General features: G+C 52.1%; 33 protein-coding genes and 1 pseudogene. 21 read left to right on the forward strand and 13 right to left on the reverse strand.

The annotated features are described in order from the left end of the window. Positions 1 to 50 precede the first annotated feature (50 nt). The 11 genes from LZ24_RS12365 to LZ24_RS12415 all read left to right on the forward strand — a co-directional run bounded on the left by LZ24_RS12365 (position 51) and on the right by LZ24_RS12415 (position 6,261). On the forward strand, positions 51 to 1,046 hold the full coding sequence (locus tag LZ24_RS12365) for a hypothetical protein (protein WP_144685619.1): 996 nt from the start codon (positions 51 to 53) through the stop codon (positions 1,044 to 1,046). Between the two features lie 94 nt (positions 1,047 to 1,140). Next, positions 1,141 to 1,446 (forward strand): phage holin family protein, encoded by a 306-nt coding sequence (locus tag LZ24_RS12370; protein WP_144685620.1) that lies wholly within the window; start codon positions 1,141 to 1,143, stop codon positions 1,444 to 1,446. Further along, on the forward strand, positions 1,446 to 1,913 hold the full coding sequence (locus tag LZ24_RS12375) for a hypothetical protein (RefSeq protein WP_144685621.1): 468 nt from the start codon (positions 1,446 to 1,448) through the stop codon (positions 1,911 to 1,913). Before LZ24_RS12370 ends, LZ24_RS12375 begins: the two co-directional genes overlap by 1 nt. 11 nt (positions 1,914 to 1,924) lie before the next feature. Further along, positions 1,925 to 2,290 carry a DUF1353 domain-containing protein gene (locus LZ24_RS12380; RefSeq protein ID WP_186443118.1) on the forward strand — a complete coding sequence of 122 codons (366 nt, stop codon included), beginning with the start codon at positions 1,925 to 1,927 and terminating at the stop codon, positions 2,288 to 2,290. A gap of 28 nt (positions 2,291 to 2,318) precedes the next feature. After that, positions 2,319 to 2,618, forward strand: a complete 300-nt coding sequence (locus tag LZ24_RS12385; RefSeq protein ID WP_144685623.1) for a hypothetical protein — start codon at positions 2,319 to 2,321, stop codon at positions 2,616 to 2,618. Positions 2,619 to 2,633: 15 nt separating this feature from the next. Further along, entirely contained in the window at positions 2,634 to 3,278 is a 645-nt protein-coding gene (locus tag LZ24_RS12390) for a phage tail protein (RefSeq protein WP_144685624.1), read from the forward strand. 20 nt (positions 3,279 to 3,298) lie between these two features. Then, positions 3,299 to 3,781, forward strand: a complete 483-nt coding sequence (locus tag LZ24_RS12395) for a hypothetical protein (protein ID WP_144685625.1) — start codon at positions 3,299 to 3,301, stop codon at positions 3,779 to 3,781. Positions 3,782 to 4,095: 314 nt separating this feature from the next. Next, complete coding sequence (locus tag LZ24_RS12400) at positions 4,096 to 5,079, forward strand: hypothetical protein (RefSeq protein ID WP_144685626.1); 984 nt, start codon at positions 4,096 to 4,098, stop codon at positions 5,077 to 5,079. Continuing rightward, positions 5,076 to 5,510, forward strand: a complete 435-nt coding sequence (locus tag LZ24_RS12405; protein WP_144685627.1) for a hypothetical protein — start codon at positions 5,076 to 5,078, stop codon at positions 5,508 to 5,510. Before LZ24_RS12400 ends, LZ24_RS12405 begins: the two co-directional genes overlap by 4 nt. A 248-nt stretch (positions 5,511 to 5,758) precedes the next feature. Beyond that, on the forward strand, positions 5,759 to 6,010 hold the full coding sequence (locus tag LZ24_RS12410) for a type II toxin-antitoxin system Phd/YefM family antitoxin (RefSeq protein WP_144685628.1): 252 nt from the start codon (positions 5,759 to 5,761) through the stop codon (positions 6,008 to 6,010). After that, entirely contained in the window at positions 6,007 to 6,261 is a 255-nt protein-coding gene (locus tag LZ24_RS12415) for a Txe/YoeB family addiction module toxin (protein WP_144685629.1), read from the forward strand. Before LZ24_RS12410 ends, LZ24_RS12415 begins: the two co-directional genes overlap by 4 nt. On the opposite strand, the gene LZ24_RS17275 is transcribed toward LZ24_RS12415, so the two are convergent. The 4 genes from LZ24_RS17275 to LZ24_RS12430 all read right to left on the reverse strand — a co-directional run bounded on the left by LZ24_RS17275 (position 6,255) and on the right by LZ24_RS12430 (position 8,406). Beyond that, positions 6,255 to 6,401 carry a hypothetical protein gene (locus tag LZ24_RS17275; RefSeq protein WP_186443120.1) on the reverse strand — a complete coding sequence of 49 codons (147 nt, stop codon included), beginning with the start codon at positions 6,399 to 6,401 and terminating at the stop codon, positions 6,255 to 6,257. The two genes, LZ24_RS12415 and LZ24_RS17275, sit on opposite strands and share 7 nt — an antisense overlap. A gap of 76 nt (positions 6,402 to 6,477) precedes the next feature. Beyond that, positions 6,478 to 6,840 carry a hypothetical protein gene (locus LZ24_RS12420; protein WP_222427629.1) on the reverse strand — a complete coding sequence of 121 codons (363 nt, stop codon included), beginning with the start codon at positions 6,838 to 6,840 and terminating at the stop codon, positions 6,478 to 6,480. Between the two features lie 289 nt (positions 6,841 to 7,129). After that, on the reverse strand, positions 7,130 to 7,741 hold the full coding sequence (locus LZ24_RS12425; RefSeq protein WP_144685631.1) for a hypothetical protein: 612 nt from the start codon (positions 7,739 to 7,741) through the stop codon (positions 7,130 to 7,132). Positions 7,742 to 7,845: 104 nt separating this feature from the next. Next, on the reverse strand, positions 7,846 to 8,406 hold the full coding sequence (locus tag LZ24_RS12430) for a porin family protein (protein WP_144685632.1): 561 nt from the start codon (positions 8,404 to 8,406) through the stop codon (positions 7,846 to 7,848). Between the two features lie 482 nt (positions 8,407 to 8,888). Here LZ24_RS12430 and LZ24_RS12435 point away from each other — a divergent pair, with 482 nt between their 5' ends. From LZ24_RS12435 to LZ24_RS12465, 7 genes are all read left to right on the forward strand, one after another. Next, positions 8,889 to 9,476: a BRO-N domain-containing protein gene (locus LZ24_RS12435; RefSeq protein ID WP_144685633.1), complete on the forward strand. Its 588-nt coding sequence runs from the start codon at positions 8,889 to 8,891 to the stop codon at positions 9,474 to 9,476. Between the two features lie 411 nt (positions 9,477 to 9,887). Next, a complete protein-coding gene (locus LZ24_RS12440; protein ID WP_144685634.1) occupies positions 9,888 to 12,545 on the forward strand; it encodes a phage tail tape measure protein in 2,658 nt (885 codons plus the stop codon). A 367-nt stretch (positions 12,546 to 12,912) separates the two neighbouring features. After that, on the forward strand, positions 12,913 to 13,257 hold the full coding sequence (locus LZ24_RS12445) for a hypothetical protein (protein WP_144685635.1): 345 nt from the start codon (positions 12,913 to 12,915) through the stop codon (positions 13,255 to 13,257). Further along, positions 13,258 to 13,710, forward strand: a complete 453-nt coding sequence (locus LZ24_RS12450) for a hypothetical protein (RefSeq protein WP_144685636.1) — start codon at positions 13,258 to 13,260, stop codon at positions 13,708 to 13,710. 1 nt (position 13,711) lies between these two features. Continuing rightward, the gene (locus LZ24_RS12455) at positions 13,712 to 14,044 is read left to right on the forward strand and encodes a hypothetical protein (protein ID WP_144685637.1); all 333 of its coding nucleotides are present in this window, start codon (positions 13,712 to 13,714) and stop codon (positions 14,042 to 14,044) included. Continuing rightward, positions 14,044 to 14,976, forward strand: a complete 933-nt coding sequence (locus LZ24_RS12460; RefSeq protein ID WP_144685638.1) for a hypothetical protein — start codon at positions 14,044 to 14,046, stop codon at positions 14,974 to 14,976. Before LZ24_RS12455 ends, LZ24_RS12460 begins: the two co-directional genes overlap by 1 nt. A 9-nt stretch (positions 14,977 to 14,985) precedes the next feature. After that, positions 14,986 to 16,884 (forward strand): OmpH family outer membrane protein, encoded by a 1,899-nt coding sequence (locus tag LZ24_RS12465; protein ID WP_144685639.1) that lies wholly within the window; start codon positions 14,986 to 14,988, stop codon positions 16,882 to 16,884. Positions 16,885 to 17,101: 217 nt separating this feature from the next. On the opposite strand, the gene LZ24_RS12470 is transcribed toward LZ24_RS12465, so the two are convergent. Both LZ24_RS12470 and LZ24_RS17280 read right to left on the reverse strand, forming a co-directional pair. Further along, entirely contained in the window at positions 17,102 to 17,371 is a 270-nt protein-coding gene (locus LZ24_RS12470) for a hypothetical protein (RefSeq protein WP_144685640.1), read from the reverse strand. Positions 17,372 to 17,599: 228 nt separating this feature from the next. Continuing rightward, positions 17,600 to 17,776, reverse strand: coding sequence for a hypothetical protein (locus LZ24_RS17280; RefSeq protein WP_186443121.1), 177 nt, complete (start codon positions 17,774 to 17,776; stop codon positions 17,600 to 17,602). Positions 17,777 to 17,805: 29 nt separating this feature from the next. On the opposite strand from LZ24_RS17280, the gene LZ24_RS12475 reads away from it, so the two are divergent. Next, positions 17,806 to 18,039: a hypothetical protein gene (locus tag LZ24_RS12475; protein ID WP_144685641.1), complete on the forward strand. Its 234-nt coding sequence runs from the start codon at positions 17,806 to 17,808 to the stop codon at positions 18,037 to 18,039. Further along, positions 18,036 to 19,577 carry a phage portal protein gene (locus LZ24_RS12480; RefSeq protein ID WP_144685642.1) on the forward strand — a complete coding sequence of 514 codons (1,542 nt, stop codon included), beginning with the start codon at positions 18,036 to 18,038 and terminating at the stop codon, positions 19,575 to 19,577. Before LZ24_RS12475 ends, LZ24_RS12480 begins: the two co-directional genes overlap by 4 nt. A gap of 22 nt (positions 19,578 to 19,599) precedes the next feature. Here the strand turns inward: LZ24_RS12480 and LZ24_RS12485 are convergent, their stop codons facing one another. The 5 genes from LZ24_RS12485 to LZ24_RS12510 form a co-directional block, all read right to left on the reverse strand. Then, complete coding sequence (locus LZ24_RS12485; RefSeq protein ID WP_144685650.1) at positions 19,600 to 19,884, reverse strand: type II toxin-antitoxin system RelE family toxin; 285 nt, start codon at positions 19,882 to 19,884, stop codon at positions 19,600 to 19,602. Continuing rightward, positions 19,874 to 20,125: a type II toxin-antitoxin system Phd/YefM family antitoxin gene (locus LZ24_RS12490; RefSeq protein ID WP_144685643.1), complete on the reverse strand. Its 252-nt coding sequence runs from the start codon at positions 20,123 to 20,125 to the stop codon at positions 19,874 to 19,876. The genes LZ24_RS12485 and LZ24_RS12490 overlap by 11 nt, the downstream gene beginning before the upstream one ends. Before the next feature lie 274 nt (positions 20,126 to 20,399). After that, on the reverse strand, positions 20,400 to 21,575 hold the full coding sequence (locus LZ24_RS12495) for a tyrosine-type recombinase/integrase (RefSeq protein WP_186443122.1): 1,176 nt from the start codon (positions 21,573 to 21,575) through the stop codon (positions 20,400 to 20,402). Between the two features lie 415 nt (positions 21,576 to 21,990). Then, positions 21,991 to 22,938, reverse strand: a complete 948-nt coding sequence (locus tag LZ24_RS12500; protein ID WP_144685645.1) for an OmpA family protein — start codon at positions 22,936 to 22,938, stop codon at positions 21,991 to 21,993. A gap of 271 nt (positions 22,939 to 23,209) precedes the next feature. Further along, a complete protein-coding gene (locus LZ24_RS12510) occupies positions 23,210 to 23,503 on the reverse strand; it encodes a hypothetical protein (RefSeq protein ID WP_144685646.1) in 294 nt (97 codons plus the stop codon). A gap of 397 nt (positions 23,504 to 23,900) precedes the next feature. On the opposite strand from LZ24_RS12510, the gene LZ24_RS12515 reads away from it, so the two are divergent. After that, the gene (locus LZ24_RS12515; RefSeq protein ID WP_144685647.1) at positions 23,901 to 24,740 is read left to right on the forward strand and encodes a hypothetical protein; all 840 of its coding nucleotides are present in this window, start codon (positions 23,901 to 23,903) and stop codon (positions 24,738 to 24,740) included. Here the strand turns inward: LZ24_RS12515 and LZ24_RS12520 are convergent. Together LZ24_RS12520 and LZ24_RS17285 are read right to left on the reverse strand one after the other, a co-directional pair. After that, the gene (locus LZ24_RS12520) at positions 24,691 to 25,161 is read right to left on the reverse strand and encodes a PilZ domain-containing protein (RefSeq protein WP_186443123.1); all 471 of its coding nucleotides are present in this window, start codon (positions 25,159 to 25,161) and stop codon (positions 24,691 to 24,693) included. The genes LZ24_RS12515 and LZ24_RS12520 overlap by 50 nt on opposite strands. A 609-nt stretch (positions 25,162 to 25,770) precedes the next feature. Then, positions 25,771 to 26,102, reverse strand: a pseudogene (locus tag LZ24_RS17285) (hypothetical protein); the annotation flags it as partial.

Below are 26,102 nucleotides of genomic sequence, written 5' to 3' on the forward strand. Positions count from 1 at the left end.
ATTTCGAGAGCCGGTCGCTGAGGCTCCCGAAGCGAAAGAAAGGAAGTCCCATGCGCGCCACCAGCGGCAGTCTGATCTGGCGTCCCGATCTGGGCGCTACCGTACTCGAAACCCTCCGCGATCCTTCGGAGGGCTATATCGGCCTTTCGGTCATGCCCGTGCATAAGGTCATGGCCAGAGGCGGCACCTATCCCGTGATTCCTGCGGAAGTGCTCTTTTCCGATGAAGACGTGGAACGCTCCCCAAGGGGCCGTTACCACCGGTCGGAATGGGAGTACGAGCGGGGGAAATATGCGGTGTCGGAAAAGGGCCACGAAGAGCCCATGGATGATGTGGAATGGGATGAGCTGGAAAACCAGCGGCCCGGACTGGCCGAAGAAATCGCCACCCGCCGCACCATGGCCATCATCCTCCGGGCGCAGGAAAAGCGCATTGCCGCAAGGGTGATGAACCCTTCCGTATTTACACCCCACAACGTGGCCAAAAAATGGAGCAACCCTGCCGAAGGAACGCCGGTGCAGGATATCCGGGACGGCAAGGCCGCCTTCCGCCAGCAGTGCGGCATGGAGCCGGATGCGCTGGTGCTCTCCTGGCAGGTGGCGGAATGGCTGAAGACCAATGCCGAGATCCGGGAGCAGCTCAAATACACCTTCCCCGGCATTGACTTAAACCGCCTTACGGCGGATCAGCTGGCCCAGATCCTGAACGTGAAAAACGTGCTGGTGGCGGGTGGGATGCGCAATGCCTCGCCCAAGGGCAAGCGGTTGGTTTTTGAAGACATCTGGACGGATACCCATGCCGCGCTGGTGAAGATTTCCGGCAGCTACGACATCACGGAACCCTGTGTGGGCCGCACCTTTGTGTACGCCAAGGATGCCAGCACAGAGCCCATTGTGGAGCAGTACCGGGAAGAGGCCCTGCGCTCGGAGATCATCCGGGTGCGCCATGATGTGGACGAAGCCTACCTGCGCTCCTACTACGATGATGGCCGCATCCGGACAGATGTCTCCGGCAAGTGCTGTTACCTCATGGGTGGGATTAAATAAAGGGGCCACATGGTTGCCCAAAAGGGCAGGCACAGGGGCCTGCCCCCGGAAAAAAGGGGTCAGACCCCTTTAACCCTTCTAAAGGAGACGCGGCGTGCGGATACCGGAAGAACTCCTCAAAGCCTGCATGGAAGTCGCACCCGCTGTTCTGCTGGCCATGCTGGGAGGGATGGTGAGGATGATGCAAAACCCCAAAGCCTTTTCGTGGTGCTGGTTTTTCGGCGGGCTGCTCATGAGTGCCTTTGTGGGCATCCTCGTCTTTCTTCTCATTGCCGATGCCGAGGCCATCTCGGCCAACTTCCGGGCCGCTGTCTGCGGCGTGAGCGGGTATTCCTCCGCCCAGATTCTGGGTTTACTGGAAAAAAAGGTGCTGCGGGCCGTGGCAGAAAGGAGCAAGTGATGCACCCGTTTATGAGCGCAGGATTTGCCCTGCTTCCCGAAAACATGAAAAGCCCGGCGGCCATGGGCATGCTCCACGCCATTGGGATGCAGGAATCCCGCTTTCTTCACCGTCGCCAGATCCGTGGACCCGCACGGGGTTTCTGGCAGTTCGAAAAGGCAGGCATTGCCGGAGTGCTGAACCACCCGGCAAGTGCCGTCACCATCCGCCGGATTCTCGTGGGAATGCGCTACGGCGTGGACGTGGACGAAAGCTATGCCGCCATCGAGCACAACGATGCCCTTGCCTGCTGCTATGCACGGCTTCTGCTCTGGACCATCCCGGAACCCCTGCCGGGGCCGGATGAGCCGGAAAAGGGCTGGCGGCAGTACCTTGCTGCCTGGAATCCGGGCAGGCCGAAGCCCGAAACATGGGACGGATATTTCAGGGAGGCCCAGCGGCTTTCCATGTCAGGAACCTGGAAGTGAAAGGATGGACCATGGCCGCTTCAGGAACCGTCATCCATATGCGGACGGTGCCGGGTAAACCCCTGCACAGGGCGCTGGATAAGCCCCTTTTCTGCATGAACATGGACGGAAGTGCTGGCGAGGTACCAGCGGATTTTGAGTGGGACGGGTCATCGGTGCCGGTCTTGCTTCAGCCCTTTTTCCCAAGGCACAGGCACCCCATTGCCTCCTGCCGCCATGACTGGCGGTGCAAACATGCCCGCAACCACAAAGAGCGAAAGTGGGCGGATCAGGAATTTAAAAAGGATGTGGGCCGCACCTCATGGAAGATCACCGCACAGGCAGGCTATGCAGGTGTTCGCATTGGTGCCCTGCTGGGTATCGGAAATCGCTGGTAAAAGGGAGACCCTTTTAAAGGAGCTGGCCGTGGACTGGAAAGAGATGCTGGAAGAAGATGCCCGAACCATCATCCTGAACCCCGAAGAAGGGGCGGAGTGGATCTTCTACAATGGCCGGGAAATTCTGGCCCGCACCCGCCGCACCGGGGAGATGGAACGGCAGACCGGCGTGGTAAGCTGGGAAATGGAAATCGAGGTGCTGCGTTCGGATGTGGGTGCTTTCCGGGAGGCGGTTCCGGTGATCCTGAACACCACCCACTACAGAACCACACGGGTACTGGTGGAAGGGGATGTGCTGATGAAGATCGGGCTGGTGCGGCATGGATAAGGAGGGAGGCATCCCATGATTTCCCATGTCAGCATTCAGGGGCTGGATGAGGTGGAAAAGCTGCTTGCCCGTGTGAAAAACGGCAGCAAAAAGGCCACCACAAGGGCCTTGAACAAGGGTCTTTCCAAGGCAAAAACCGTGGCCGTGGATACCATATATAAGGAAGTCAACCTCACCAAGACCGTCATCCGCCAGACCATCACGGAACGCAAAGCCACCTACACGAATGCCACCTGCTACCTCCGGGCAAGGGATAAACGCGGTGTTCCCCTCTACGACAAATCCAAGGCCTGGAAGATCAAGGGACAGGTGCCGGGGATGCACTTTGGCGGAAGAAGATCCCAAAAAGGCTTTTCCGCCCTGTTCAAACGCCGCAAGGGCCGGATTCAGTTTCACGAGAAATTTAAACAGGCTGGCTTTGTGGCCACCATGGCCAACGGCCATACCAACATTTTCATCCGCACGGGCAAGCGCCGGGCCAATCCCAGAAAGGGCAACCCCCGTGATGAAAGCATCAAAGGCATCTGGTCATCCTCACCGCCCATGGTCCTGCAGGATGAGGAACGCATGGGACCGGTGCTGCAATCCGCATCCCAAGCCGCACAGGCAGAACTGGACCGGCAGGTGCAGCTCATCCTGTCTGGCATTCAAGGGCTCTGACCCCTTTTAAAGGAGCTGCCATGAACCCATCCATCCGGCAAACCCTGCTGGAAGAACTGGAAAACGTGCTTTCCGGCATCCGCAGGATCAACGGCTTTCATTCCGACATTGGCACGGCCCTTGTGCTGGCCGAAGGCAAGCGGGATCTGGAGGCACTCCCCGCCCTCTGGCTCACCCCCGGAACGGAAGAATGCGAAAGCACCCGCTACGGCGAAGACAGCCTCACCCTGCCGCTGACCATCCGGGCGGGGCTTCGTTACACCCTGCACGATGCCCCGGACCTTCAGGAACGGGCCATGGCCACGGCAGCGGAAAACGTGCTGGCGGATATCCGGCAGGCGCTGGGCCAGTTGGAAGAAGAAAGCGAAACAGCAGACAGCGTCCGCTATGTGTCCGGCGGCGTGGAAGACTGGCCGGACTGGTCTCAGGGCGAAGTGTCTCTGTTTGTGAGCGTTCAGGCAGAAATTGGGTACAGCACGGCCAGAAACAATCCCTATGGGTAAAAAGGGGGCATCCCTTTAAAAAAAATGGAACCACAGAACACACAGAATACGCAGAAAAAGTTGGGACGACATTGCGGCATTTTAAGCCATTGAAAGCATTAAAAACATCGATGGTTGTCAAGGCATCAAAAATCCAGAAAATCAGAGTCCACAGGAGAAACCATGCAGAGAACACAAAGTAAAAAGGGGTCAGACCCCTTTAAGCCATAGAACACAAAGCGTTGTTTTTAAAGGATTATCCTCCATTTTCTTTCCGTGTGTTCTGTGTGTTCTGTGGTTAAAATTTTTATTTTCAAACACAAAGGAGCCTCCCCATGTCCAGAAAAAGTCAGAGTGCGGCCCATGCCCTTCTGAAATACGAATCCGGCCAAAACTTCATACCCATGCAGGCCATGGTTGATTCCGGCGATCACACAACGTTCACCATTACCGCCGCCCCCTGGTCCGCCGCTCCGGGCCGGGAGCCGGTCATCCGGCCCGATGGTCTGGCAACGGGCGGAGCCATCTCCCCGGCATCGGGCCTGAACCGGGTCAGCGTTGCGGCCCTCACGGCGTATCAGTCCGGCAATCTCGTGTCTCTGGCATCGGAAAGCCTCACCATTGCCAGAGCCTCCACGGGCAGCCATAAGATCAGCTCCATCATCCTCACGGATTCCGGCACGCTGGCCACGGAGGAAGGGGCCGACGGCTCTGCCTTTTCGGAATCAAGGGGGGCCGATGGCGGCCCGCCCCTCATCCCGGAAGGAGCCATTGAGCTTGGGCAGGTGCGGCTTTCCGGCGCAGGGGATGCGGCCATACAGGCCACGGAGATTTACAGCGTTCCCGGCACCCACACGGAGCTGTATGATTTTCCCATCTGGAACGAAAATCCCGGCACGGGCGAGGTGGAATTTGTCACGGCCCTGCCCCCCATCCATGCGGGGAACAAGCCCAGACGGGTGTTCATTCAGGTGTATACGCCCATCTTTGCGCCGCTGGAACCCACCTCGGACTTTGTTCCACCGGAAACCACCTATTCCCAGTCGTCCACGCAGGTGTACGGCGGCACCATCGGCTCCAGCTCCAAATCCCTTGCTCAGGGGAGCTTCACGGCCTACCTGAAAGACGGCGTGACAGACCCCATCATTGCGCTGGAAGGACAGGAACTGTGGTGGCAGTTTTTCCCCCATCGGCTCCGTGCGCCCCAGCTTCTGATGCAGGCCACGCTGGGCATGGGCAGGCAGTACCCGGCCGGAGACGGCATCCGGGCAAACTGCACCCTCAGCGCCAGTGGCCCCGCCATTCCGGTGAAGGAATGATGGATGTTCAGGCCTTTCTCCGGGCTTCCTTTCGGCCCCGGACCCGGAGACTGCCTGCACCACAGGAGCTGCATGGTTTTTTTGGAAATCCCGCAGAAGCGGTGTTTGAGGTGCGGGGCCTCAGCGGGGAAGAGCTGGCTCGGGTGCGGTCTGCCGTGGAGCGGAACCGGGATCTGGGCCAGCTTGTGGAAAAGCTCTTTGGCGATCAGGAAGACAAGCTGGATGCCATCCGCACGCTGGCCGGGGTGAACCCGGATACTCTGCCCGATGATCTGGCACGGCGCATGGCCCTTGTCTGCGAAGGCTGCACAGCCCCGGCCTTTGACGAGCAGGCCACGGTGAAGCTCTTTCAGGTGCAGCCCGTTTTTGCCTATCAGCTTGCGGATACTGTTTTGAATCTGACCGGCGAGGGCGCAAGTCTGGGGGAGTAGAAGCCCTCTGGCGGGATCAGGGCATACGGGCGGCCTTAAATCTCGGCCACGCCAGGGGGAAGATGCTGTTTGAATTAAGGCCGGATGTCTTTCCGCAGGGGTTTTTGACGGGGGTGGAAACGGCGCTGTGGGGGAGGTTTTATGAGGAGCTGAACAGCCAGTAAGGGGCAGGCTCCTGTGCCTGCCCTTTCTTTTGCTTGACAATCCAAGGTCTGGACGTACAATATGTTGTACAGGAGGAACCAGATATGGAAGCTATCACCTATACCGCTGCAAGACAAAATCTCGCCAAAACAATGGACAGGGTTTGTGAAGACCGCTCGCCAGTTATTGTGACGCGGAAATCATCCAATGCCGTTGTGATTATGTCCCTTGAGGATTATGAAGCCCTTGAAGAAACAGCCTATCTTTTACGGTCACCGAAAAATGCAAGGCGTCTTCTGGAATCCATGGCCCAGCTTGAAAACGGCAAAGGGCTTGAAAAGGAGCTTAGGGATTGAAGCTCATTTTTTCTGCCCATGCATGGGACGATTACCTTTTCTGGCAAAAAACCGACAAACAGACCCTGCGCCGGATTAATACCCTGATCAAAGAAACAATGCGTACCCCCTTTGAAGGTATCGGAAAACCGGAACCCTTAAAACATGCCCTCTCAGGCTACTGGTCCCGAAGAATCAGTGATGAGCACCGCTTTGTCTATAAGGTCTCTGGGGATGCCATTGAAATAGCACAGTTGCGGTATCACTATTGATTTTTTGAGTAAAAGGGGGTTGACCCCTTTTCTTTTACGGTTTCTTCCTTCAGAGCCAGTTCTTCCGGCGTAGGCAGAAAGTCCGCAACGGGCCTGACTTTCCCCATAGGTTCATCCGTGTATTGGATTCTGTTTTTCATATATCTTCTTTCCTTTCCGCCAGAGCATACATAAAAGGGGTCTGGCACCTTTTATGTTTTCTTTTTGCTTTTTAGCTTATTTACAGTAACTCACATGTAATTTAATTTTGGGGAATACTCTGCCTTGAACAAAATCACTCCATATTTCTTGGCAATTTAGATTAGGCCAAAGATAATTAACAATATGAACATGTGCTCCAAGCACCCAGTGGTTATTACGATTATCAGTTTCATTTATTTCAAAAAAAACAAAATGCCATTCACTCAGTGGGTGTATACGTTCTTTAGAAAAAAACATATGCCCAACTTTATATTTTCTTTCACCATGTGTTTTAAATAATCTTCTTATAGCTTTTTTCCCTTCATTTGATTTTCTTAATATTTCATCACCGTCAAGAATTTTCCAATCATCTTCTCTAGTTTCAAGATGATCTGGCACGAAATCAAAGTAATGCATTAACAACATGATTCAATCTTGTACGCCCAAGTTGACATTTTATAATAAATTCTGAAAACTCATCGGAACTGATTTTAATTTTTTTACATAACGCTGTAAGTTCTTTTTTTGTTTTGCAATTGATAAGTGAAGAAAAATTATTAGTCATATTGCTTTTGCTACAGCCAAAAAAACGTTGGCCCCTTTTATGTTTTGTCAGTAACTTTAGCTAAAAGGGGTCTGACCCCTTTTGCTGGGGAAAAGGAGGAAAGGGGGCTGACCCCTTTTTGTTTTATACTTTTATTGGTTTTAGCCAAGCATATTTCTTAATGCATGAATATTTCTTTGTATTCTTTTGTAAGCCATCCCATATGAACTTAAATGACATCCCCTCCATAGAAATATTATCAACGGTTAAATCATTGTCTTTCGTTACAGCATAGTTCTGAGCGGTAATAAAATGTTTGAATTTTTTTAAGTTACCTTTGTTGAAATATGACCCTTCGTTAGCAGCCATTAAAAAAAAACAAGCTTTAGGCTTAAGGCCAGAGTTTTTAAGGTAGTTCAAGCGAGCTAAATCTCGATAGACAGCACGGCGAACTTGAGTGATATTTGAACCACCCTTTTTAGTTTTCTTTGGTAGCTTAAATTCAATTGCAATTTTGAATTCTGGGTCAGTATAAAATAGTAAATCCAAATATTTGCTTTCACCGTTTAACTCGTCAAAACATTTATTTTCAAAATCGATACAAAGTTCGTGGCCGACTTCGTGTAAAAGTTCTATGGCAAATAAAAAACATAGTGTTTTTTCGCTTGAAAGCTCATGACCACTTTCAATTTTACTTCGAACAGCATTCCAACATTTTAAAACTATTTCATCTATAGAATTTGAATCAATTACCATAGGTTATCTTTCGGGTTTGGTATAACGCCCAGCGTAACCGGCCGGCTTTACCCGAAGCGAACGCGCAGGGTGAAGCCGTCCGAGTTGACGCTGTTGTTAGAGATCTAGAAGTGAAACTTAACCCCGGCACTGATCGCCGACAAATCATATCCGCTTTCATCCAAGTACTGCGTGTACTCAACATTCAAGCCAATCTGTTCTGAGGGATAGAACTCGGCACCAAATCCGTACGATAGCCCACTATCAGTATCGGAGCCTGAAAACCCATTAGCCGAAAATGTGGCCTTTGCGTCTGTAAAACCGAACAAGCCATAAATAGACGCTGCTTCGCCCAGCGGGAGATGCCCCACAGCATAAAAGCCAAAAAGACGATCAAGCTCCACATCAACATCAACCGCCGGGCCAAATCCGTCAACACGTACCGTATCATCGGAAAGGCCAATACCGAGCCGCCCTTCGATCGCGATCTGGTTCGCAACAAAATACCCAAGGCGCCCAATCAATGCGGTAGGATTTGCATCGTCCGATATACCATCCTCATCGTATTTCAGCTGACTGAACGTAATCCCACCATAAGAAGTTCCTTGACTCATGGGGTTTGCCATCAAAACGGTCGGCAAAACGGCAAGGACAACAGCGACTGCTGATGTGAGGTGCATTTTCATCTTATTTCTCCTTCTGTGTTTGGATCTACTTGCCAACTCTAACAAAATACTATACAGTTCTGTATAATATGCAGACTGGGGTGTTATACTGCCCACAACCCCACTGCACCCTCAAAAAACGATTCTTTTCCATACCCCACCCACCCCCTTCTGGCAAGCCCGGCATACATTTCCCGTAACTTTTCCCATATCCCCAACAGCGCCTTGACATTCCATTCCGGTCTGGGTACAGTTTTTATACTGCGGCAAAAAACCGCAGCCGGGATTAGCCTCCCGCTTGAACAGTAGGCGCGTAGCGCCCTTCCAGAAATGCAGGCGCATTTTTTGTGCCCATGCATACCCTTATGGCGGGGCTGCGTGTGGGCTCTTCGGAGCGCCGGTTCCTACTGTCCGGTAAGGCTAACCCACGCAGCTCCGTCACCCACTGATTAGCCTCAGTTGTGGCGGATACCTCTTATCCTTTATTCAGTAGGAGAAACGCCATGGAAAACCAGCAACCCACCCTTGATTTTACCTTTCAGAATCTCGTTGTCAGAACCCTCACTCAGGAAGATGGAAGCCTCTGGTTTGTTGCAAGGGATGTATGTGATGCCTTGGGTATTACCTGGAGCGGGAACAAAATTCTTGCCTCGATTCAGGATGAATGGAAAGGGGTCGTAAAACTCACGACCCCTTCTTCCGAAGACCACCGGGGCGGCGGTGAGCAGCAGCTCATCATCATCAACGAACCCGCCCTCTACAAGCTGGCCTTCCGGTCCAACAAACCCGCTGCCGAAGATTTCACCAACTGGGTAGCCAGTGAAGTTCTCCCCGCCATCCGCCGAACGGGCCGCTACGGGGCTTCCGCTCCTGCCCCCCTCCCCCATGGCCATGAAGACCAGATCCTTCTGGCAAGGCACCTTGTCCGGGAAGTGAATGGTATGCTGGCAAGTTTACACACCCTGAGCCAGCTTCATCAGAATATGGTGGTATCCGTAAACAATGTCCTGCGGACGGTCTGTGTGCTGAACCCGGAAGTTCACCACGAGGCCTTTGTTCAGTCCCTCCGGAGTCAGGGCGGCGGCAAGTAAGCCTTTTCTGATTTCATTAATGAAGCCCCTGCATCGGTTCCGGTGCGGGGGTTTTTTGTTTGTGGCTTTACCCCGTCAAGCTAAATCATGGCCTGTTTAAGCAAAAAGAACATGCATCTGCGCGAATATAAGGTGCAAATGGCAAATGCTGTTATCTGTGGGCCTATACTGCGAAGGGGCTGCCCTTATTAAGGTCTTTAATGACCTTAATAACCAAGGACCATCAATAAGGACAAACGGCTTAAGGTCCTTAAGGTCTTTAAGGTCCTTAAGGAAGGCAGTCTTTTGTGGCAGGCCGGGCCACCGGGCTTCGAGAGCCGGTCGCTGAGGCTCCCGAAGCGCAGCCACCGGACGGGCTTTAAACCCTCGGGCAGGCCCCTGCAACAACACCGAATCAAATAAAGGGGCATCATGTCCAACGTGGAAAAAATAGTCAAAATAGTCTTTGCGGGGGATGATCAGGTTTCTCAGGTGGCCACGGGCATCAACACCAATCTGGGCAAGCTGGGAGTGACCATGAACGTCATAGAAGATGGCGTCCGCAGTGTCACCAAGCCCATGGCTGCCATGGCCGATGCCACCCTCACCACCACGGCGGCCCTTGGAGGCATGGCAGCAGCCGGAGCCGGGGTGGCCATTGCCGCAGCCGGGGAGTGGTCCGATTCCTTCAATGAGATTTCCACCCTCATTGATGCCACGGGCGATGACCTCAGCGCCTTCCGAAAAAATCTGCTGGACTATGGCGCGGATTCCTCCTTTGCCATGTCCGAAGTCAACGCCGCCACCTATGCGGCCATCTCTGCCGGTACGGACTACAAAGACGTCATCAGCCTCATTGCCCAGACAGAACGCCTTGCCATCGCAGGCAAGGCCGAGCTTTCGGATACCACCGTGGCGCTGGTTTCCACCATGAACGCCTACGGAGCCAGTGCGGACGAAGCCTCCCGGTACTCGGACATTCTTTTCAACACGGTCAAATCCGGCCAGACCACCCTGCCGGAGCTGTCCAAATCCCTCTCACAGGTCACATCCATAGCCGCCGCAGGCGATGTTCCCTTTGACACGCTGGCCGCATCCATTGCCGTGCTCACGGCCAAGGGGATGCCCACCAGCGAAGCCATGACCGCCATCCGGGGAGCCATTCAGGCCATCATCAAGCCATCGGAGCAGGCCGCCAGAGAAGCCGAGGCCTTAGGCATCGGCTTTGATGTTTCTGCCCTGAAATCCAGGGGCTTTGAAGGGGTGATGCAGGATGTGTATGCGGCCACGGACGGCAATGTGGAGACCATTGCAAGGCTCTTTGGCAGCGTGCAGGGGCTTACGGGTGTGCTGGCCATGTTTGGTCAGGACGGGGGCGAGCATTTTCTTTCTCAGATGCAGCAGATGCAGGCCTCTTCCGGCGCTACGGATGAAGCCTATGAAAAAATGGCCCGGAACATCACCTTTCACAACCAGCAGCTTCTCAATTCCATGCGGGCCACCTTTGTGAGCGCAGGCCTGCCCCTTTTGGATGAATACGGCGATGCCGTGGGTGCCCTGTCCGAGATCTTTGGCGGGCTTCGTACCAGCATCGATGCCGGGGCCTTTGATGAGCTGTATGCCCGTCTTTCCAAAAGCGCCGGAGAGTTTACGGAATGGGCTTCCGGTATCGGTCAGGCCCTGCCCGAGGCACTGGAGGGCATAGACTGGTCCCGGTTTACGGCAGGGGCGGATGAGCTGAGCGAAACCATCAAAGGGCTGTTTGATTCCATATTTCAGGGGCTGGACCCTACAAAACCGGACGAGCTGGGCCAGATTCTTCAGGTGCTTGTGGATGGCATGGGCAGCCTTGCCACGGCATCATCCGGCATTCTGGAAGCGTGGAATCCTCTCTTGCAGCTGGGTGGGGATCTCATAACAAAATTTGCAGAAATGGACCCGGCACTGGTCAAAACAGCCGGTCACAAGCTGGGTCTGGCCCAGCGGTCTGAGTTTTTGACGGAAAAGTTCGGCTTCTGGAAAGGGATGCTGATTTCTTTGTTTTTGCCCGTCCGGGACACAGAGACCAATATCGACCGCATGAACGTGGCCCTTGCCGGTGCGGGGGTTTATGTTCCGCAGAACACGGAAAAACTCCGGGAGATGGCCGAGGCCACGGACCAAACCGCCAAAGCCATGGAGGGCGGTGCCGGGTCTGTGGGGGAGTTTGCCGAAGAGCTTGAAAAGCTGGCTGAAAATAATGAGGTGGAAATAAAGGTTTCTGCGGAAGAGATCGAAGCCGCACGGGAACAGATGAAGGCGCTGGGGCTGGATGCCACCCATTTGTCCGAGGAAGTGATCATTGATTTTCTTATCCATAAGGACGAGGCCTCCTGGGATGCTTTAAAGACCGCCCTTGCGGATATCCCCGATGAAAAATCCACCAAAGTCACTGCGGAAGCAGATGAAAAATCCCTGGAGGTGGTCAAGGGTGTCATGGCCTTCACGGATGATGAGCAAAAGATCACCTATGTTGCAGGCCCGGACAGGGCTTCCATTGAGAAAACCAAAGAAGAGCTGGAAAAGGAAATCCCCCCGGAAAAACGCCTTGAACTGATGCTGGAAATGGACAAGGCCCAGCTCAAGGAAGAGACCGAGCGCATCAAGGCCACCTTGGCGGTGCTGGATACCAGCATAGAGTGGACCGCCAAAATGAACATCGCCGAACTGGAAGCGGATGCGGACAAATTTAAAGCCATCATGGGCAGCATGGACAATACCATCAGCTCCACGGGCAGCCTGTTGGACAGTCTTTTTGGCAAGCTGGGGACCATGGATAATATGGGCGATAAATTTATGCTGGAAGATCAGATCCGCAAAGAACAGCGCATGCGGCAGGAAGCCCACGACAAGCAGATGCAGATGACGGATCTGGAAATAAGCATGTTGCAGGAAAAACAGCAGCGCCTGTTGCGGGGGACAGAGCAGTCTTTGATTACCATCAACGGCGATGGCCTTGCCCCCCACCTTGAGGCTTTTATGTGGGAGGTTTTAAATGCCATTCAGGTGCGGGTGAACGAAGAGGGCATGGATATGCTGCTGGGCAGTTAAAAATAAAAGGGGTCAAACCCCTTTCAGCCCGTAAAACCCTTCGGGGTGAATGCCGGGCCGCAGCAGCAAGGCCATTGCCTGCTGCAAAAGACAGCCTTCATTAAGGACCTTAAGGACTTTAAAGACCTTAATAACCAAAGCCCATAAATAAGGACAAACGGCTAAAGTCTTTAGGTCTTTGAAGACCTTAATAACCAAAGCCCGTAAATAAAGACAAACGGCTAAAGTCCTTAAGGTCTTTAAAGTCTTTAAGGAAGGCAATCCACAGGGCAGGCAGAACATCCGCTACCTGTAGCGGACATTCACCCCGAAAGCGCTGGAAACCGCTGGGGTAACCACCACAGTGCTTTTTTTTGAAAGGGCGAGCATGAACATCATTGTAACAGCCCCTGAATTTGACATGGACGGCACCCGCATCCTGCGGCAGCACCCGTCCGCCATTCCGGGCAACAGAACCGGCGCCCGCAGAACCTCCCGCACGGCCACCCTTGATGGCGGGGCTTCTGTGTATGACACGGGCTACGCCGCCGCAGACCGCACCCTCAGCGTTTCCACGGATATCCGGCATCTGCCATGGCTCACCCGCATGGTGAAACTGTACGGGGAAGTCCGGGTATCCACGGAAGAGGGCCTGTTTTTTGGGGTGCCGTCTGCGTGGCAGGCAAGGGATAATCTGGCAGGTATGGAGATTTTAATTTTAAGGGAGGTGTAAATGGCCGTATCAAAAACGCTGGCCAACGGGCTTTTATTCGAGATGGGCAGAGGGAATATCAATTTTGAGACGGGCAGCTTCCGTGTTCTGCTGATGAGTGCCGGGTATGCCTTTGATCGCAACACCCACAAAACCTACGGGCAGGTTCTGGCGGATGAGGCCTCCGGAGAAAACGGTTATGATGCGGGGGGTAAAGCCCTCATCGATGACATGCCGTGGTCGCAGGATGATGCGCAGAACAAAGCCCTCATCCAGTGGCAGAATACCACATGGACTGCAGACGGCGGCAGTATCGGCCCGGTTGCATCCGCAGTGGTGCTCCAATGGGATGAGGCGGACCCCGAGGCCAGCCTGATTGTGGGGCATATCGCCTTTGGTCAGAACATTACCGTCACAAACGGCGTGAGTTTCCAGCTTCAGGAGCTGGGATTTGATATGGATGGAGGTGTATAATATGGCCCTTCAAAACTTCTATAACACAGCCTTTAGCGGTTATGATGCCGCGCCGGTTCTGGAGGTGTGGGACGATGGAAAAGCACTGGTTTTTTCAGTGTACATAAGCACTCCGGACCCCGCCAGTCTCCCCGCAACGTTTACGCTGGGATGGGGCGGCTTTGATATGGACAGCTGCATTTCCCACATACACGGGGAGCTGACGGCAGAAAAGCCCGTGTTCATACTGTCCGTTCCGGTGTTTTTGCAGCCATACAATAATATGTTCCTTAAAGCCACGGGATCAGCGGATCTTGGTTGCTGGGTTTCCTATGATGATATGGCAGAAGCGTGATGGGACATAAGTACAACATCCCCCCGCTGGCTCTGGGGCATGATGTCTGGGTGAAGGCTGAGCTGATGGGGCTGGTTCTTCCTCCCCTGAAGAGGACCGGCACAGACCCCGGCGGAGACACCGCTCTGCCATGCGGCCATTTTCGCATGACTGCCCGGCTTTCCGGGCAGCCCCGTTCGTTTGCCCGCCATGCAGGGCGTTTTTCTGTTCAGCCGGTTTTGTCAGGGAGTCCGTCGGGGCTGATGATCATGCTTTCCTGCGGCAGGTTTACGGCTGCGGCTGGCATTACCGGGCCGGGACTGCTTCACGGCTATCCCGTGCAGGCGGGGGTGCTGTCTCCTGTGTGCAGGCTGTCCGGCCGGTGGGAGCATATCGTCTGGTGGCTGAAACATCGGGCACGGTCTGCCCAGCGGGTATTTGTCTGCGTTATCACCGGCACCGCCAACGGCCTTGAGGATCTGGAAATCCCCATATCTTCCCTGCAGTACCGGCTATACGGCCACGGCGGGTCATATCTATCCGTGGTGATCCCCAACGCCGTGCAAAACACCGCAGCCATCACCGCCCGAAAGGGCGGGCAGATTGTGCTTTATCAGGGCATCCGCTACGCAGACGGCAGCAGGGATCTGGCGGAGATGGCAAGGGCTGGAAAAATCAATATCCGCCACGACACCGGAGGCCGCAACAGCTCCGTCACCCTCACCGCAGGGGAAAGGCTGTCCTTTTCCTTTGACCCTGCCATCCCCAAGCGATCCGGCCCCCTCATCAGCACGGCCCTGCAGGCGGACGGTCAGACACGTATCCGTTGTGCTCCTGTTTTCGGCCTCTTTCCGGGGGATACGGTGCAGACACCCCAGGGCAATTATGTGGCAGAACGCATATCCGTTTCCGTGGGCCGCAATCAGGCCACCATGGAAATTCTCACAGCATAGGGGGCAGGCATGGCAGTGGCAGAAATTCTGGAACATCTGGGGGATGGCAAATACAGGGTGCAGGTGGCCTGTCACCGGGAATGGATTCCTCCCCTTATGGAAGCCACCCAAAAACGAATCGATTTTTACGAAGACGCCATGGCGGAGCTGTTGGAAGAGATCCACCGCTTTGCAGATGAGACCACGGCAGCGCTCAATGCGCTGGATAAGCTGCTCTGGGAGTATGCGGGGCAGCAGATCAGCGATGCCCGGAAACGGGCTGTGATGGACGCGCAGACACAGATACAGCTCCGCAGAAACGCAGAAAACGCCGCCCGTGCCCAATATGCACAAATGGACCTGCGGCTGATGGCCAATCAGCAGCGCATGAAGGATCTGCAGGAATTAAAAGACCGGGTGGACAATGATGTCCGGGAGATCTGGTGTGCGGACTTAAGCGAAAACCTCACGGGCAGGATGCCCACCATGGAAATCAACGGAGAGCCGGAGCATATGATACTGGCTCCGCAGTCTCTGGAGCCGGGGCCGGATACTCCGGACCCGCTGCCCCACGGCATGCTCAAGCCCATGCCTGCCATGACAGCAGCACAGGCGGTGTTTAACTGGACCATCATGCCCGGCTGGCAGAAATGGAAACCCACATACAGGACTGGCGTTATTGGAAGCATAGATACCGCAGCGGGCACAGCATCCCTTACGCTGGATGAGGCCCGGTCTTATATCAAAAACTTTGAAATCAATCAGGAAGATACGCTGAATGCCGTGCCCATCGACTACATGGACTGCCACGCCGGGGCCTTTGGAGAGGGGGATCATGTGGTGGTGATGTTCAGCGATCAGGATTTCAACCATCCGAGGGTGATTGGTTTTGTGGAGGAACCCAAGGGTTGCGGGTCTGTATTTTTTACCGTTGTCAATGACTGGGAAAGCCGTCGCAGCGGCTTTGGCTGCGTGTATGAATGCGACCCTCTGCTGACAGCGAGGAAGGGTGTCCGCCAGCACGGGGCGCTGCCCCAGCCCAGAATACAGGCGAGCTGGAACCCCCACCAAAGGGTGCTGTGCCAGACTGTCTCCGCATATAACAGCAAGGACAGGCTGGTGCTGGTTTCGCAGGATGAAGGAACCCTGGTATGGGACGGATTTACCGCCCATTTTGCCGATGCCATACTGGGATGCTCCCTCCCCCCTTTGGGAAAAAAGCTGGGTGTCAGGGCCACTGTGAGTGGGGTGCGGAGAATCTGGACAGCAGGGATGTGTGCAGCGGACGATGAGTACATTTATGTGGTCTATACTTACGCGGACAGTATAGATATGACCACTATTTCCTGGGTTTATCACAAGATCATGGTTTTTGATTTTGGTGGCAGTTTTATCAGGGAGTCTCCGCAGTGGAGGATCAGCGTCCCATGGTACAATATGGCGCCAGTGGTGGCCCGGATGCAGGTAACAGGGGGTAGGTTGATTCTCGGCCATGCACCATCCATATCTGTTTCTGCTGCTCCTGAGTGCTATTTTTGGGAAATCAGCCCCGTGACATGGGAGCGCAGGATCGTGTCTCTCCCACGATTGGGCAGTGTGACAAACCGACAGTATTCTCCGTTCGCCACCAATGGGGTTTTCGTTTTTTTTGCCTTCAACGAGGGAGACACGATCTGCTGCGCCATGGCGGACATGAACGGTGCGCTTCTGGATACCTCTGCCAGCACCATAACCGCCAGCATGGTGGGCAACGAGACATTCCATGCCGCCTGCACATCCTCCTATGTTTATTTCTGTATCGGCGGCAGGGTGTGTATGTGGCAGATAGACGCTGATGAAAAAAAGCTGGTCCCCATGGAAGACGTTGACGTGACCGCGCTGATTGATATGGGGCCAAACAAATACGTCATGGCGGTGCAGGCAGGGTGAGGCGCAGGCTGTTGCATCACCGGGCCGGAAAGCAGCAACTCTTTAAATCGGCAAGGGCTTGTGTTTATCAAAAAGGGCAGTCTTCATTAAGGTCGTTAGAGACTTTAAGGTCTTTAAAGTCCTTAAGGACAACAGCCAATAAAAACCAGAACCGGGCCGGAACCCGGCCTTAAATTTCAATGAAACGCTGAAGGCCTTTGGATGATTTTTTCTGCGCTCAAGCTGCAGGCTGAAATAACACGCCAGCGAAGACAGCAACCAGACTGACTAAAACAATCATAATCAGTGCACCATTCAGCAGCCAGACTTTCCTTTTTAGTGCCCTGTATTTTTTTTGTGCATCTTTTTTTGTTGCAATTATTTCGCATCCCATTGAAGAATGCGGTTCTCCCCGATACCTGTCATATACAACCCTGCATAAAGGACATTCATACTCAGGGAAGGGGTCTTCGGCTTTTCTGAAATATCCGCACTTTGGGCATTCCATAGACGTATCTCCTCTTCTTGATTTATGACACAATAAAAATCATATTCAAAAAAATCCGTCAACAACAAAACACTGTTTTTTTTATTTGTGGGATAATGCAACTTCACAAAATGACATAAGGTATTATTATTAAAGAATTTGTAAAGCACATCAAACAAGGCCTTTCTTCACTGACATATCACCGGATTGTGTTAAAATGATAAAAAAGAACGGATCCCTACTGATATATCAGCAAGCCGTATAAAAACCATGCAGAGAAGAGACCTCCGGAAAAACCACCCCGTCAAGCAAATTCTTGCCCCAATCAGACAAAAAGAACATCCATCCACGCCCATCTAAGGTCCAAACAGCAAATACCGCCCTTTCCGGGCCTATACTCCATGGGGCCGTTTTTTTATCCATCATCAACCAACCCTCCCCGGAAGGAGCCTCCCATGACCGCAGCAAGTATCTGGACTTTACCGGAGCTGGAAGCCAAGATTTCTGACCTTAAAAAAGCCCTGTCCGCAGCCATGCTGTCCCAGGAGTACACCACCTCCGATGGCGTCAAGGTCACACGGGCCAGCCTGCCGGACATCCAGTCCGGTTTACAGTATTTTGAAACGGAAAAGGCCAAGCTCATGGCCATCACCCGACCCCGCATCCTGCACGGGAGGGCCGCCCGATGACAGCACCCCTCAGCATCCCATCCATCCGAAATCTTGACCTCAGGCCTACCCAGCCCGGACCCGTGAGCGGCGGCAATACCTTCGGCTACAGTCGCAAGGGGGCCGGGCGCAAGGGAAGCCTTGGCAAGTGGTACGGCCAGAAGCTCTCCCGCTTCACCGAATCCCGCGAACGGGAGATCCTCACGGGCCGGGCGGCAGACATCATCGGCTCCGACCCCCATGCGGCCAGTGTGTCGGACTCCATGGCCACCCACATTGTGGGAACGGGCCTCACGCCCCAGCCATCCCCCTTTTTTAAGGCCCTTGGCATGACCGAAGATGAGGCCCAGGACATGCGGGAGGCCTGTCGTCTGGCATGGATCAGCTGGCAGTCGGAAGCGGATGCCCGTGGCCGTCTGCCCTTCTGGATGCTCTCTCTGCTGGCGGTCTACGACTACTTCACCCACGGGGAGTTCTTCCAGCAGCCCGTGATGCTGGACAGCCCCAACCGCACCTTTTCCCTTGCCCTTCAGCAGATCAGCCCTTCCCGTGTTTTCACCCCGGCGGACAGGCAGGACAACGGCGCCTTCCGGGATGGCATTGAGATCGGCACCATGGGCCAGCCCCTGCGCTACTGGGTGGCGGGTGTGGATGCCAGAACCGGAAAGATGGCCCGGAACGCCGGAGACTTCACCCCGGTTCCCGCCTGGGTGGGCCACAGGCCGGGGATTTTCCATGGCATGATATCCAAGGGAACGGATCAGTACCGGGGGGTTTCTCCGCTGGCACCGGCCATGAAGCTTTTTCGGGATCTTTCGGATTATCTGGATTTTGAGGTGGTGGGTGCCATTGTGGCGGCTTCCTTTCCCGTGTGGATCGAAACGCCGTACCCCAGTGAAATGGCGGAACAGTTCCTCGATAAAAACGAGATGTCCCAGCGGGGCGAGGAGTATCAGGAGGTGGCCCCCGCAGGCATCTACTACGGACGCTCCGGTGAGCGGCCCCACATCCTTTCCACCACAAGGCCGGGCAACACCTTTGAGCCCTTTGTGGAGCGCCTGCTCCGGGGCATCGGCGCCTCCGTGGGGCTGCCCTATGAGGTGATCTCCAAAGACTTTTCCAAAACCAATTACGCTGGCGCACGAGCCGCTCTGCTGGAAGCCTGGAACCTTTTCAGCCTGTACCAGCAGTGGCTGGTGAGCGGTTACATGCAGCCCATTTATGAGATGCTCATGGAAGAGGCCTATCTGCGGGGCTGGATCAAAATCAAGAAACACTGGCCGGACTGGTACGCGGCAAGGCGGCTGTACACCCACTGCCGATGGATACCGCCCCGGCGTGGCCATGTGGACCCGTCCAAGGAGATTTCTGCCATTATCGACGCCATGAACAGCAACATCATGACCCTTGGGGAAGCCATTGCCGAGGTGCGCGGCGGCTCTGCGGACTGGGAAAGCATTCTGGAGCAGAGGGGAAGAGAAAGGGCCAGAGAGAAGGAAAAGGATCTGGTGGTGGAGAGGGGGAGGAAGGCGGTTTGGAAGGATGGGGAGGAGGAATAAGGGGGCGGGTCTTTGCCATGGATCAGGTTCTTAGCCTGGCCACTTCATAGACCTTGTTCCCTTCACGCTTGCCAATGGCAATGACCAGAACCACAATTTCCGTATCAATGACCTCATACACCAGACGGTAACCAGAGCTTTTGAGTTTGATTTTATAATGATTTTCAAACTGCCTCAGTCTGTTGGCCGGTATTTTCGGGTTCTGGATAATTTCTTCAAGTTTATTCCTGAGCTGCACCCTTATGGACGGATCCAGCTTTTTCCACTCCTTCAGCGCAACCGGGAGAAACTTGAGCTTATAGGTCATCAAGGGAGATCTCCACAGCCTGATCCCTTTGGGCTTTGCGCTCAAGGATAATCTGACCCAGCTCATGATCTTCGAGTTTTTCAAGCAGGGCTTCATAGGTTGCCGCAGGAACCAGATAGGCTGTGGGCTTGTTGCGGTTCAGAATGGTCACCGGATTGCCGTCGGCCTTCTGGATCAGTGCCCCCGGATTTTTTTTGAGTTCTGAAATGCTGGCGGAAAATGGTGCAAGAATGGTTTCCATGGCTTTCTTCCTTATTCCTTATGAAAATAAGACCACTTAAAGGCTCTTTGTTCTGGTCTTACTATAAAACCGGAAAAACCAGATTGCAATGGAGCTGAAAAAAAAGGTGGTCGCCCCCTTTCATCCCTTTTATTTTGTTAACCCGCAGGGAAAAATGGTCTGGACGTGGCCTCCGTGAAAAAAATCCTGAACAATGAGAAGGTGAAAATTCCGCTGGATCAGCTGGGGTTGGGCTGAGGGGTTGGATCAGGGGGAAAAGCGGACTGGCTCTTTTTTAATACCCTGCCGCCCCGCCACAGGTCAAATAGTCTGACCATCTTTCCAAAAGATCTTTTTTTTGTTCCACCAGATCCGTTCTCGCGTAAGCATCCCGAACCTTGTCACCCGAAGCATGGGCAAGGCACGCCTCAGATACATGGTCTGGAATCAATGGGCATCGTTCCAGCGCCCAGTCTTTGAAAGCCGACCTCATGCCATGAACCGTAGCCCCTTCTTCCAGGCGGGTTTTCAAGGCCTTGGCCAGAGCAACATCGGACAGGGTTTTCCCGGAAGGTGACGGGAATATCAAACCGCTCCCGTCATCATACTCTCTGGCCTTTTCCAGGACGACAAGCATTTCACCCGAAAGCGGAACCACATGGGCCTTTTTCGTTTTTGCCCGTGCCACCGGTATTGTCCATGTTCCTCTGTGTCTGTCGATCTCAGACCACAGAGAACCCCGCCCCTCACCGGAACGGCAGGCCGTCAGGATAACCCAACGCAAACACAATGCGGAAACCGCGCTGGATTTTTTCAGGCTTTCATAAAGATCAGGCATCACTTCAATAGAAACGGCCTTGAAATGCTCCACCTCGGTAACGCTTGAGGCTTTCGGAAGGATAGAATCCAGGTTCCCCTTCCATGCGGCTGGATTGTCCCCAGACCGAAGACCATGAGCCTTTGCATAGTCAAGAACCCGTTCCAGTCTTGCCCTGACACGGGAAGCTGTTTCTGTTTTTGACTCCCATATGGGCTTTAAGATCCGAAGAACATGCTCAAGGGCAATCTCCTTCGGGTAAAGCCGCCCGATACTCGGAAAGGCATACTGCTCCAGCGTGCTTAACCACTGCCGGTAGTGCTTCTCGTTTTTCCATCCGGACTTCTGCCCCTCGATGTACTCCACTGCTACCTGCTGAAAGTTTTTTTCCTGGACAGGTTTTTCCAGCACCGGGGTAAGCCCATCGACAATCATTCTCCGCAACTTTGCGGCCTTCTCCCGTGCCTGCTTCAGGGAAACATCCGGGAAAGCTCCCAGGCCCAAATCCCGCTGATGCCCGGCCCGTTCATACCGGAATATCCATGACCGCCCACCGGACTCCCTGACTTTCAGATACAGGTTCCCGCCATCGGAATGAAAACCTCTCTTGAGATATGCAACCTTAGCTGCTATAAGCTTATCCCTTGTCTTCATTTTAACCCCTTCCGTCCCTAGTCCTGTCCATAGGCGGAAAGATAGATCAAGGGGGGAAATCATGCAACACAAAAACACTTCAAAAACCACAAGATCTTTTAAAAACAATGAGTTAAGAAACACCACGACACTATAAAAAACCGGGGATTGTTAGACTCTCTCTCCGCCATTTTTAGATTTTTTTAATTCAATAAAACCAGTTAAAGAGCCTTCGTAGGTATAAAAATAAGCGGGATTTTAGGATGAAGATTTCTCCCATCTAAGACATCACGGAGCCTTGGACGGGCCGCACCTCATGGAAGATCCCGCACAAACAGGCCATGCTGATACCCGCATCCTTGCTCTGCTGTATCAGCAATCAGTGGTAATAGAAAAATCTGAAAAGATGCTGGCCCCTTTTCTCTCGGAATAACAATTATCGTTTTACTATTTCGACACGCCTGTTCCGTGCCTTCCCTTCCTCGCTAGAATTGCTAAATATTGGTGATACAGGTCCTACCCCGACAGGTTTAATCTGATTTATGTCAACCCCGTATTCATCTACCAGCCTTCTGACCACTGCATTTGCCCTGGCATAGGACAACTTATGATTCATTTCATAACTGCCCACATTGTCAGTATGCCCTACAACATAATATCTTTCCGCAGGAGATTGTGCCATAAACTCATAAACAATTTGGAGTGCTTCAGCCGACTCGGAAAGCACTTCCGCAGACCCTGTTTCAAAATGGAAGTTGTAAACTGGCACCTTACCATAAAGAGCAATGCCTTCCCTGAGCGAATCCAGGGTAACCTTTCCGAGCTCCATTGCTTCTACCTCTAGCGTCACGATTTCAAAATAGGTTCTGTCAGCCTGCCTGGCGGCACTGTGCCCCCGGCCAGAGGCAATGGTAAGATAGTATTCCTTGCCTGGTGCCGTTATCCGAGCTGCCAAAAATTCACTCATTCCTGCGGGAAATTGATTGTAGGAAACGACATTTGTGGCTAAACCACGATTCTTCCGATGCATGTTAAAATATTTTGTTATTTTTTCATTATCTATTTCAATTGACTGGGGATCTCTGGTAATAAACAACAGTTCTCCGCCCATGCTCTTAATTGCAGCTTCGTAGTTTTTAATAACCTCAAGCGGCGAACGGCCATCAGGAGCCTGGCACCATTGCCTTCGAATTATGCCTTCAATAGTTATGACGGAATCCTCGCTTACCAGTTGAGAAAACTCTTCAAAACCAATTTGATCATCATAAACAACCCTACTTCCTTCATAAATGGATATAATTCCAGTATCGTTATCCTGTGCAAAAGCCGTTAATGGAAACACAGCGATAAACATTACGAAGAATAGCTTTTTTAATTTTTCCATGATTAATCCTCCTTAAAGCAAGGTCAGGGTCCATAAAAAAAGTAAAAAAAAGGAACATCTTCTTTTACTGTTTTATTCATACTATGCCTACATCCGGATTATCCTGAAGGTTTTTTCATTATTGAGAATCTGGCAAACAATTCTGTGCTGTCTATTGAGCCTTCCTGAATAAGCTCCGGATAAATCCCCGGTCAGTTTCTCAAAGGAAAGTGGCGGATATTATTCTCCAAGTGGTCAGCTGTGAAACAATTGAAAATTTTAAGTGCACCGATCAAGAGGTTTTCCATATCGTTTCAAGACTGCCCCATGTATCAAGAATAACCACACAGAGTATATAGTCCGTATGCAGAGCCTGCCCGAAGACATGATTGCCCGGATTGCCGATCTGGACATGGCCTCCATAAAAAAATCCTGAACAAGGAGAAAGTGAAAACTCCCGCTGAACACCCTCTTCCACTGGATAAGCTGGAGCTGGGCTGAGGAGGCGCAGATGCAAGTTCCCGCCATTGGAATGAAAACCTCTCTTGAGATATGAAACCTTGGCTGCTATATCTTTTGTCTTCATAGTGCCCCCTTCTGTCTTTGGGCGGAAAGACAGATCAAAAAAAGAGGGGAGGGGTGGAAAAATGCGACACAAAAAAACGGAAAAACACACAAGATCTTTAAAATATTATAGTTACGGTGCAATGCCAAACCATGAAAAACCATGGATGCCAGCCTCTCTCTCCGCAATTATTTAAATTAACAAAGCAAATTTGGCCAGAAGTAAGTGAGTCTCCAGTGCGGCAACTCCCTTGTTCATATTGTTACAGCAACAAGCATAGCGGCAGAGCATAAAACAGCACTCATTTAAACTTAAAGGTTGAAAAGCCTGAATCCAATAGCTAAAATTCTTTTGTTTAAGAAGACCATCTGCCTGTATGCACAATGGCAAACAACCGGATTTTTACGGAGAAAAAAATATGAATGCCCCACAGACCCCGGAACACAAAGGTATCGCTTCCCTCTTCAATCATTCTGAAATCAAGCAATTCCTTAAAAACTATCTGATATTTATAGGCATTGTTGAAGCAGTCATTTTCTTTGTCTCCTTCATCGGGCAGCTGGGACCGGAAAGCAGCAGCTTCCCATGGAAGTCCTATTTTTTTGCCGCCTTCATTATTCCCGTAACCATAACCTTCCTGCTGGGCATTTTTGTTGTCGGCTTCAATAAATATCTTTATGGACAAAACCCTCTCTATGACGAAGACGCCTTTGCAGGAGATCCGGATGCCAGCCAAACCACCCTGCGCATACAGGCATTTCTAAGAACCGTTCGCCAGCTCCCCTTTCTTTTTATCCTTGTACTCCTTGGACTGGGTGCCGGCATTATCTATAAAATTGAGGATATTTTTGCCTTTATAGCACGTTTTGGGGAAAAATCAGCGCAGTATCTTCTCATTTCACTGGGCGTACTTCTCCTTGTGGGCACCATTTTTGCCATTCTATGGATGGTTCTCAATTACAAACTTCAGAAAAAGGCCATAACATTCCGCCATCAATATAAAAATGAGGTTGTAAAACGCCTTGGACTTGTGATCCTTGAAGACGATACGGTGATCAATCAGGATGGAGAAGTTGTCACAACACCTTCCTGCCCACCCCATCAACCGGACCTGCTGCCACCCGGAATAAAAAAACTAAAAGCAACATCTCCCCCCCCTATCCAGCTTCCCCCCGGTACCATCCCCCCACCGGCCGGAGCCCATGGGGCTAAGACTCCGGGAGATTCTGCTTCAGATCCGGGCAGCCAAGAATCCTGACATCATAACGCCTCAGATCCGGATTCAGCCCCCTGTTAAAAGCAACCCCGAAATCCCTGTCCGCATCCCGCACCACAAGACCCGCCATGCGGACATGGGCTTTTCTGGAACCGGGCAGAGGGAAAGCCATGCGGACTTCTGCGCCCGCAGGAGGAATGTCGCATGCAGCAATCCTAGCACCATCCTCTGATATATCCAGAATCATTCCCTTATAAACCCTTTCATCCACGACAAAATCCACTTCTGCCAGATAAGGAATGCGTGGGCCCTTTCTTTTATCCTTCTGTTTCTCTACATCTGCACTCTCCAGCCTGAGCAAAAGATCTCTGCGTTCCTCAAAACTCATTCCCAGAATATGCTGCACAAGCCGCTGGGTCACATTAGCCAAGTTGCCTTTTTCCGGCTTCTTATATGGTTCCATCCCCCACCCTATCCTTCCTGCTATCCAAGCATACATGACAACCTGGAAGCCATAAAAAATGTAAAAAATTTAACCACTTCCAAAAAAAACCTTACCAAAAGACTCAAAAAACACCCAACAAAACCACCTTATTTTCAATTTCCAGCCAAAAACCGGGATGTTACAAACAAAATCAAAACGCATTCGACAGAATATCTTCTGTTTCAAACTTAATGACAATGATCAGGTATTTTTATCTACGTCGAATGGCAAATGATCTTCTGAGTAACTTGAATTTAGTTCTTTTAATTCAAAAGCTTAAAAAATCACCAATTATCCATCACTGATCGAAATTAGTTTGAATCCTGCACAAGTTACTCTATGACAAGACGCCCTAGCAGGGCGTGAGCTGCTTCTGAGTAACTTCAAAAGTTACTTTATGACAAAACGCCGTAACACGGCGTGGGTTGCTTCTGAGTATTTATGTCGAGTCGGAAATAAACTCGTTAGCATATCAGTTTCATATTTTTTAAAGATACCTGGTTTCAAATCCGACATTATTTTTGCCTTCACCACTAAAAAACAAGAAGGTATCAAAAAAACATCCTAAAATCCCGCTCATTTTTATACCTACGAAGGCTCTTTAGCTCCAAAGGCTTTGAAGATAGTTTTTTGAAGCTTGGTTAATGGGAAAAGGATTCTAACTCCCTTAATTTCCTGAATGCGTAGTTTGGATAAAGTTAAAATCAGCTCTTTCATTGTCATTTTGCAGTACAATTTTTCCTGCACCATCGTGTAATGGATCTTTGACAACAATATAAGCGCCAAAAAACCAACGAAGGTTTTGTTCCAGGCCTTGTGATTGCTGTGAACCCTTAGCCTGCCAAGATCAAGATTGTTTTTCATGCGGTCAAAGCCTTTTTCAACGACATCCTTATCCCTGTAAATCCTGAGGGCTTCTC

It is taken from the genome of Desulfobotulus alkaliphilus, from assembly GCF_007830435.1.
Lineage (GTDB): Bacteria > Desulfobacterota > Desulfobacteria > Desulfobacterales > ASO4-4 > Desulfobotulus > Desulfobotulus alkaliphilus.

Excerpts from the sequence above, each read along its gene's own strand:
- LZ24_RS12450 (WP_144685636.1), top strand. The coding sequence starts at position 13,258 with ATGGCCGTATCAAAAACGCTGGCCAACGGGCTTTTATTCGAGATGGGC.
- LZ24_RS12510 (WP_144685646.1), bottom strand. The coding sequence starts at position 23,503 with ATGAAGACAAAAGATATAGCAGCCAAGGTTTCATATCTCAAGAGAGGT.
- LZ24_RS12490 (WP_144685643.1), bottom strand. The coding sequence starts at position 20,125 with ATGGAAACCATTCTTGCACCATTTTCCGCCAGCATTTCAGAACTCAAA.
- LZ24_RS12485 (WP_144685650.1), bottom strand. The coding sequence starts at position 19,884 with ATGACCTATAAGCTCAAGTTTCTCCCGGTTGCGCTGAAGGAGTGGAAA.
- LZ24_RS12480 (WP_144685642.1), top strand. The coding sequence starts at position 18,036 with ATGACAGCACCCCTCAGCATCCCATCCATCCGAAATCTTGACCTCAGG.
- LZ24_RS12390 (WP_144685624.1), top strand. The coding sequence starts at position 2,634 with ATGATTTCCCATGTCAGCATTCAGGGGCTGGATGAGGTGGAAAAGCTG.
- LZ24_RS12445 (WP_144685635.1), top strand. The coding sequence starts at position 12,913 with ATGAACATCATTGTAACAGCCCCTGAATTTGACATGGACGGCACCCGC.
- LZ24_RS12520 (WP_186443123.1), bottom strand. The coding sequence starts at position 25,161 with ATGGAACCATATAAGAAGCCGGAAAAAGGCAACTTGGCTAATGTGACC.
- LZ24_RS12430 (WP_144685632.1), bottom strand. The coding sequence starts at position 8,406 with ATGAAAATGCACCTCACATCAGCAGTCGCTGTTGTCCTTGCCGTTTTG.
- LZ24_RS12425 (WP_144685631.1), bottom strand. The coding sequence starts at position 7,741 with ATGGTAATTGATTCAAATTCTATAGATGAAATAGTTTTAAAATGTTGG.
- LZ24_RS12515 (WP_144685647.1), top strand. The coding sequence starts at position 23,901 with ATGAATGCCCCACAGACCCCGGAACACAAAGGTATCGCTTCCCTCTTC.
- LZ24_RS12410 (WP_144685628.1), top strand. The coding sequence starts at position 5,759 with ATGGAAGCTATCACCTATACCGCTGCAAGACAAAATCTCGCCAAAACA.
- LZ24_RS12455 (WP_144685637.1), top strand. The coding sequence starts at position 13,712 with ATGGCCCTTCAAAACTTCTATAACACAGCCTTTAGCGGTTATGATGCC.
- LZ24_RS12405 (WP_144685627.1), top strand. The coding sequence starts at position 5,076 with ATGATGGATGTTCAGGCCTTTCTCCGGGCTTCCTTTCGGCCCCGGACC.
- LZ24_RS12395 (WP_144685625.1), top strand. The coding sequence starts at position 3,299 with ATGAACCCATCCATCCGGCAAACCCTGCTGGAAGAACTGGAAAACGTG.
- LZ24_RS12440 (WP_144685634.1), top strand. The coding sequence starts at position 9,888 with ATGTCCAACGTGGAAAAAATAGTCAAAATAGTCTTTGCGGGGGATGAT.
- LZ24_RS12380 (WP_186443118.1), top strand. The coding sequence starts at position 1,925 with ATGGCCGCTTCAGGAACCGTCATCCATATGCGGACGGTGCCGGGTAAA.
- LZ24_RS12400 (WP_144685626.1), top strand. The coding sequence starts at position 4,096 with ATGTCCAGAAAAAGTCAGAGTGCGGCCCATGCCCTTCTGAAATACGAA.
- LZ24_RS12365 (WP_144685619.1), top strand. The coding sequence starts at position 51 with ATGCGCGCCACCAGCGGCAGTCTGATCTGGCGTCCCGATCTGGGCGCT.
- LZ24_RS12475 (WP_144685641.1), top strand. The coding sequence starts at position 17,806 with ATGACCGCAGCAAGTATCTGGACTTTACCGGAGCTGGAAGCCAAGATT.
- LZ24_RS12465 (WP_144685639.1), top strand. The coding sequence starts at position 14,986 with ATGGCAGTGGCAGAAATTCTGGAACATCTGGGGGATGGCAAATACAGG.
- LZ24_RS17280 (WP_186443121.1), bottom strand. The coding sequence starts at position 17,776 with ATGATGGATAAAAAAACGGCCCCATGGAGTATAGGCCCGGAAAGGGCG.
- LZ24_RS12470 (WP_144685640.1), bottom strand. The coding sequence starts at position 17,371 with ATGGAATGCCCAAAGTGCGGATATTTCAGAAAAGCCGAAGACCCCTTC.
- LZ24_RS12495 (WP_186443122.1), bottom strand. The coding sequence starts at position 21,575 with ATGAAGACAAGGGATAAGCTTATAGCAGCTAAGGTTGCATATCTCAAG.
- LZ24_RS12375 (WP_144685621.1), top strand. The coding sequence starts at position 1,446 with ATGCACCCGTTTATGAGCGCAGGATTTGCCCTGCTTCCCGAAAACATG.
- LZ24_RS12435 (WP_144685633.1), top strand. The coding sequence starts at position 8,889 with ATGGAAAACCAGCAACCCACCCTTGATTTTACCTTTCAGAATCTCGTT.
- LZ24_RS12500 (WP_144685645.1), bottom strand. The coding sequence starts at position 22,938 with ATGGAAAAATTAAAAAAGCTATTCTTCGTAATGTTTATCGCTGTGTTT.
- LZ24_RS17275 (WP_186443120.1), bottom strand. The coding sequence starts at position 6,401 with ATGAAAAACAGAATCCAATACACGGATGAACCTATGGGGAAAGTCAGG.
- LZ24_RS12460 (WP_144685638.1), top strand. The coding sequence starts at position 14,044 with ATGGGACATAAGTACAACATCCCCCCGCTGGCTCTGGGGCATGATGTC.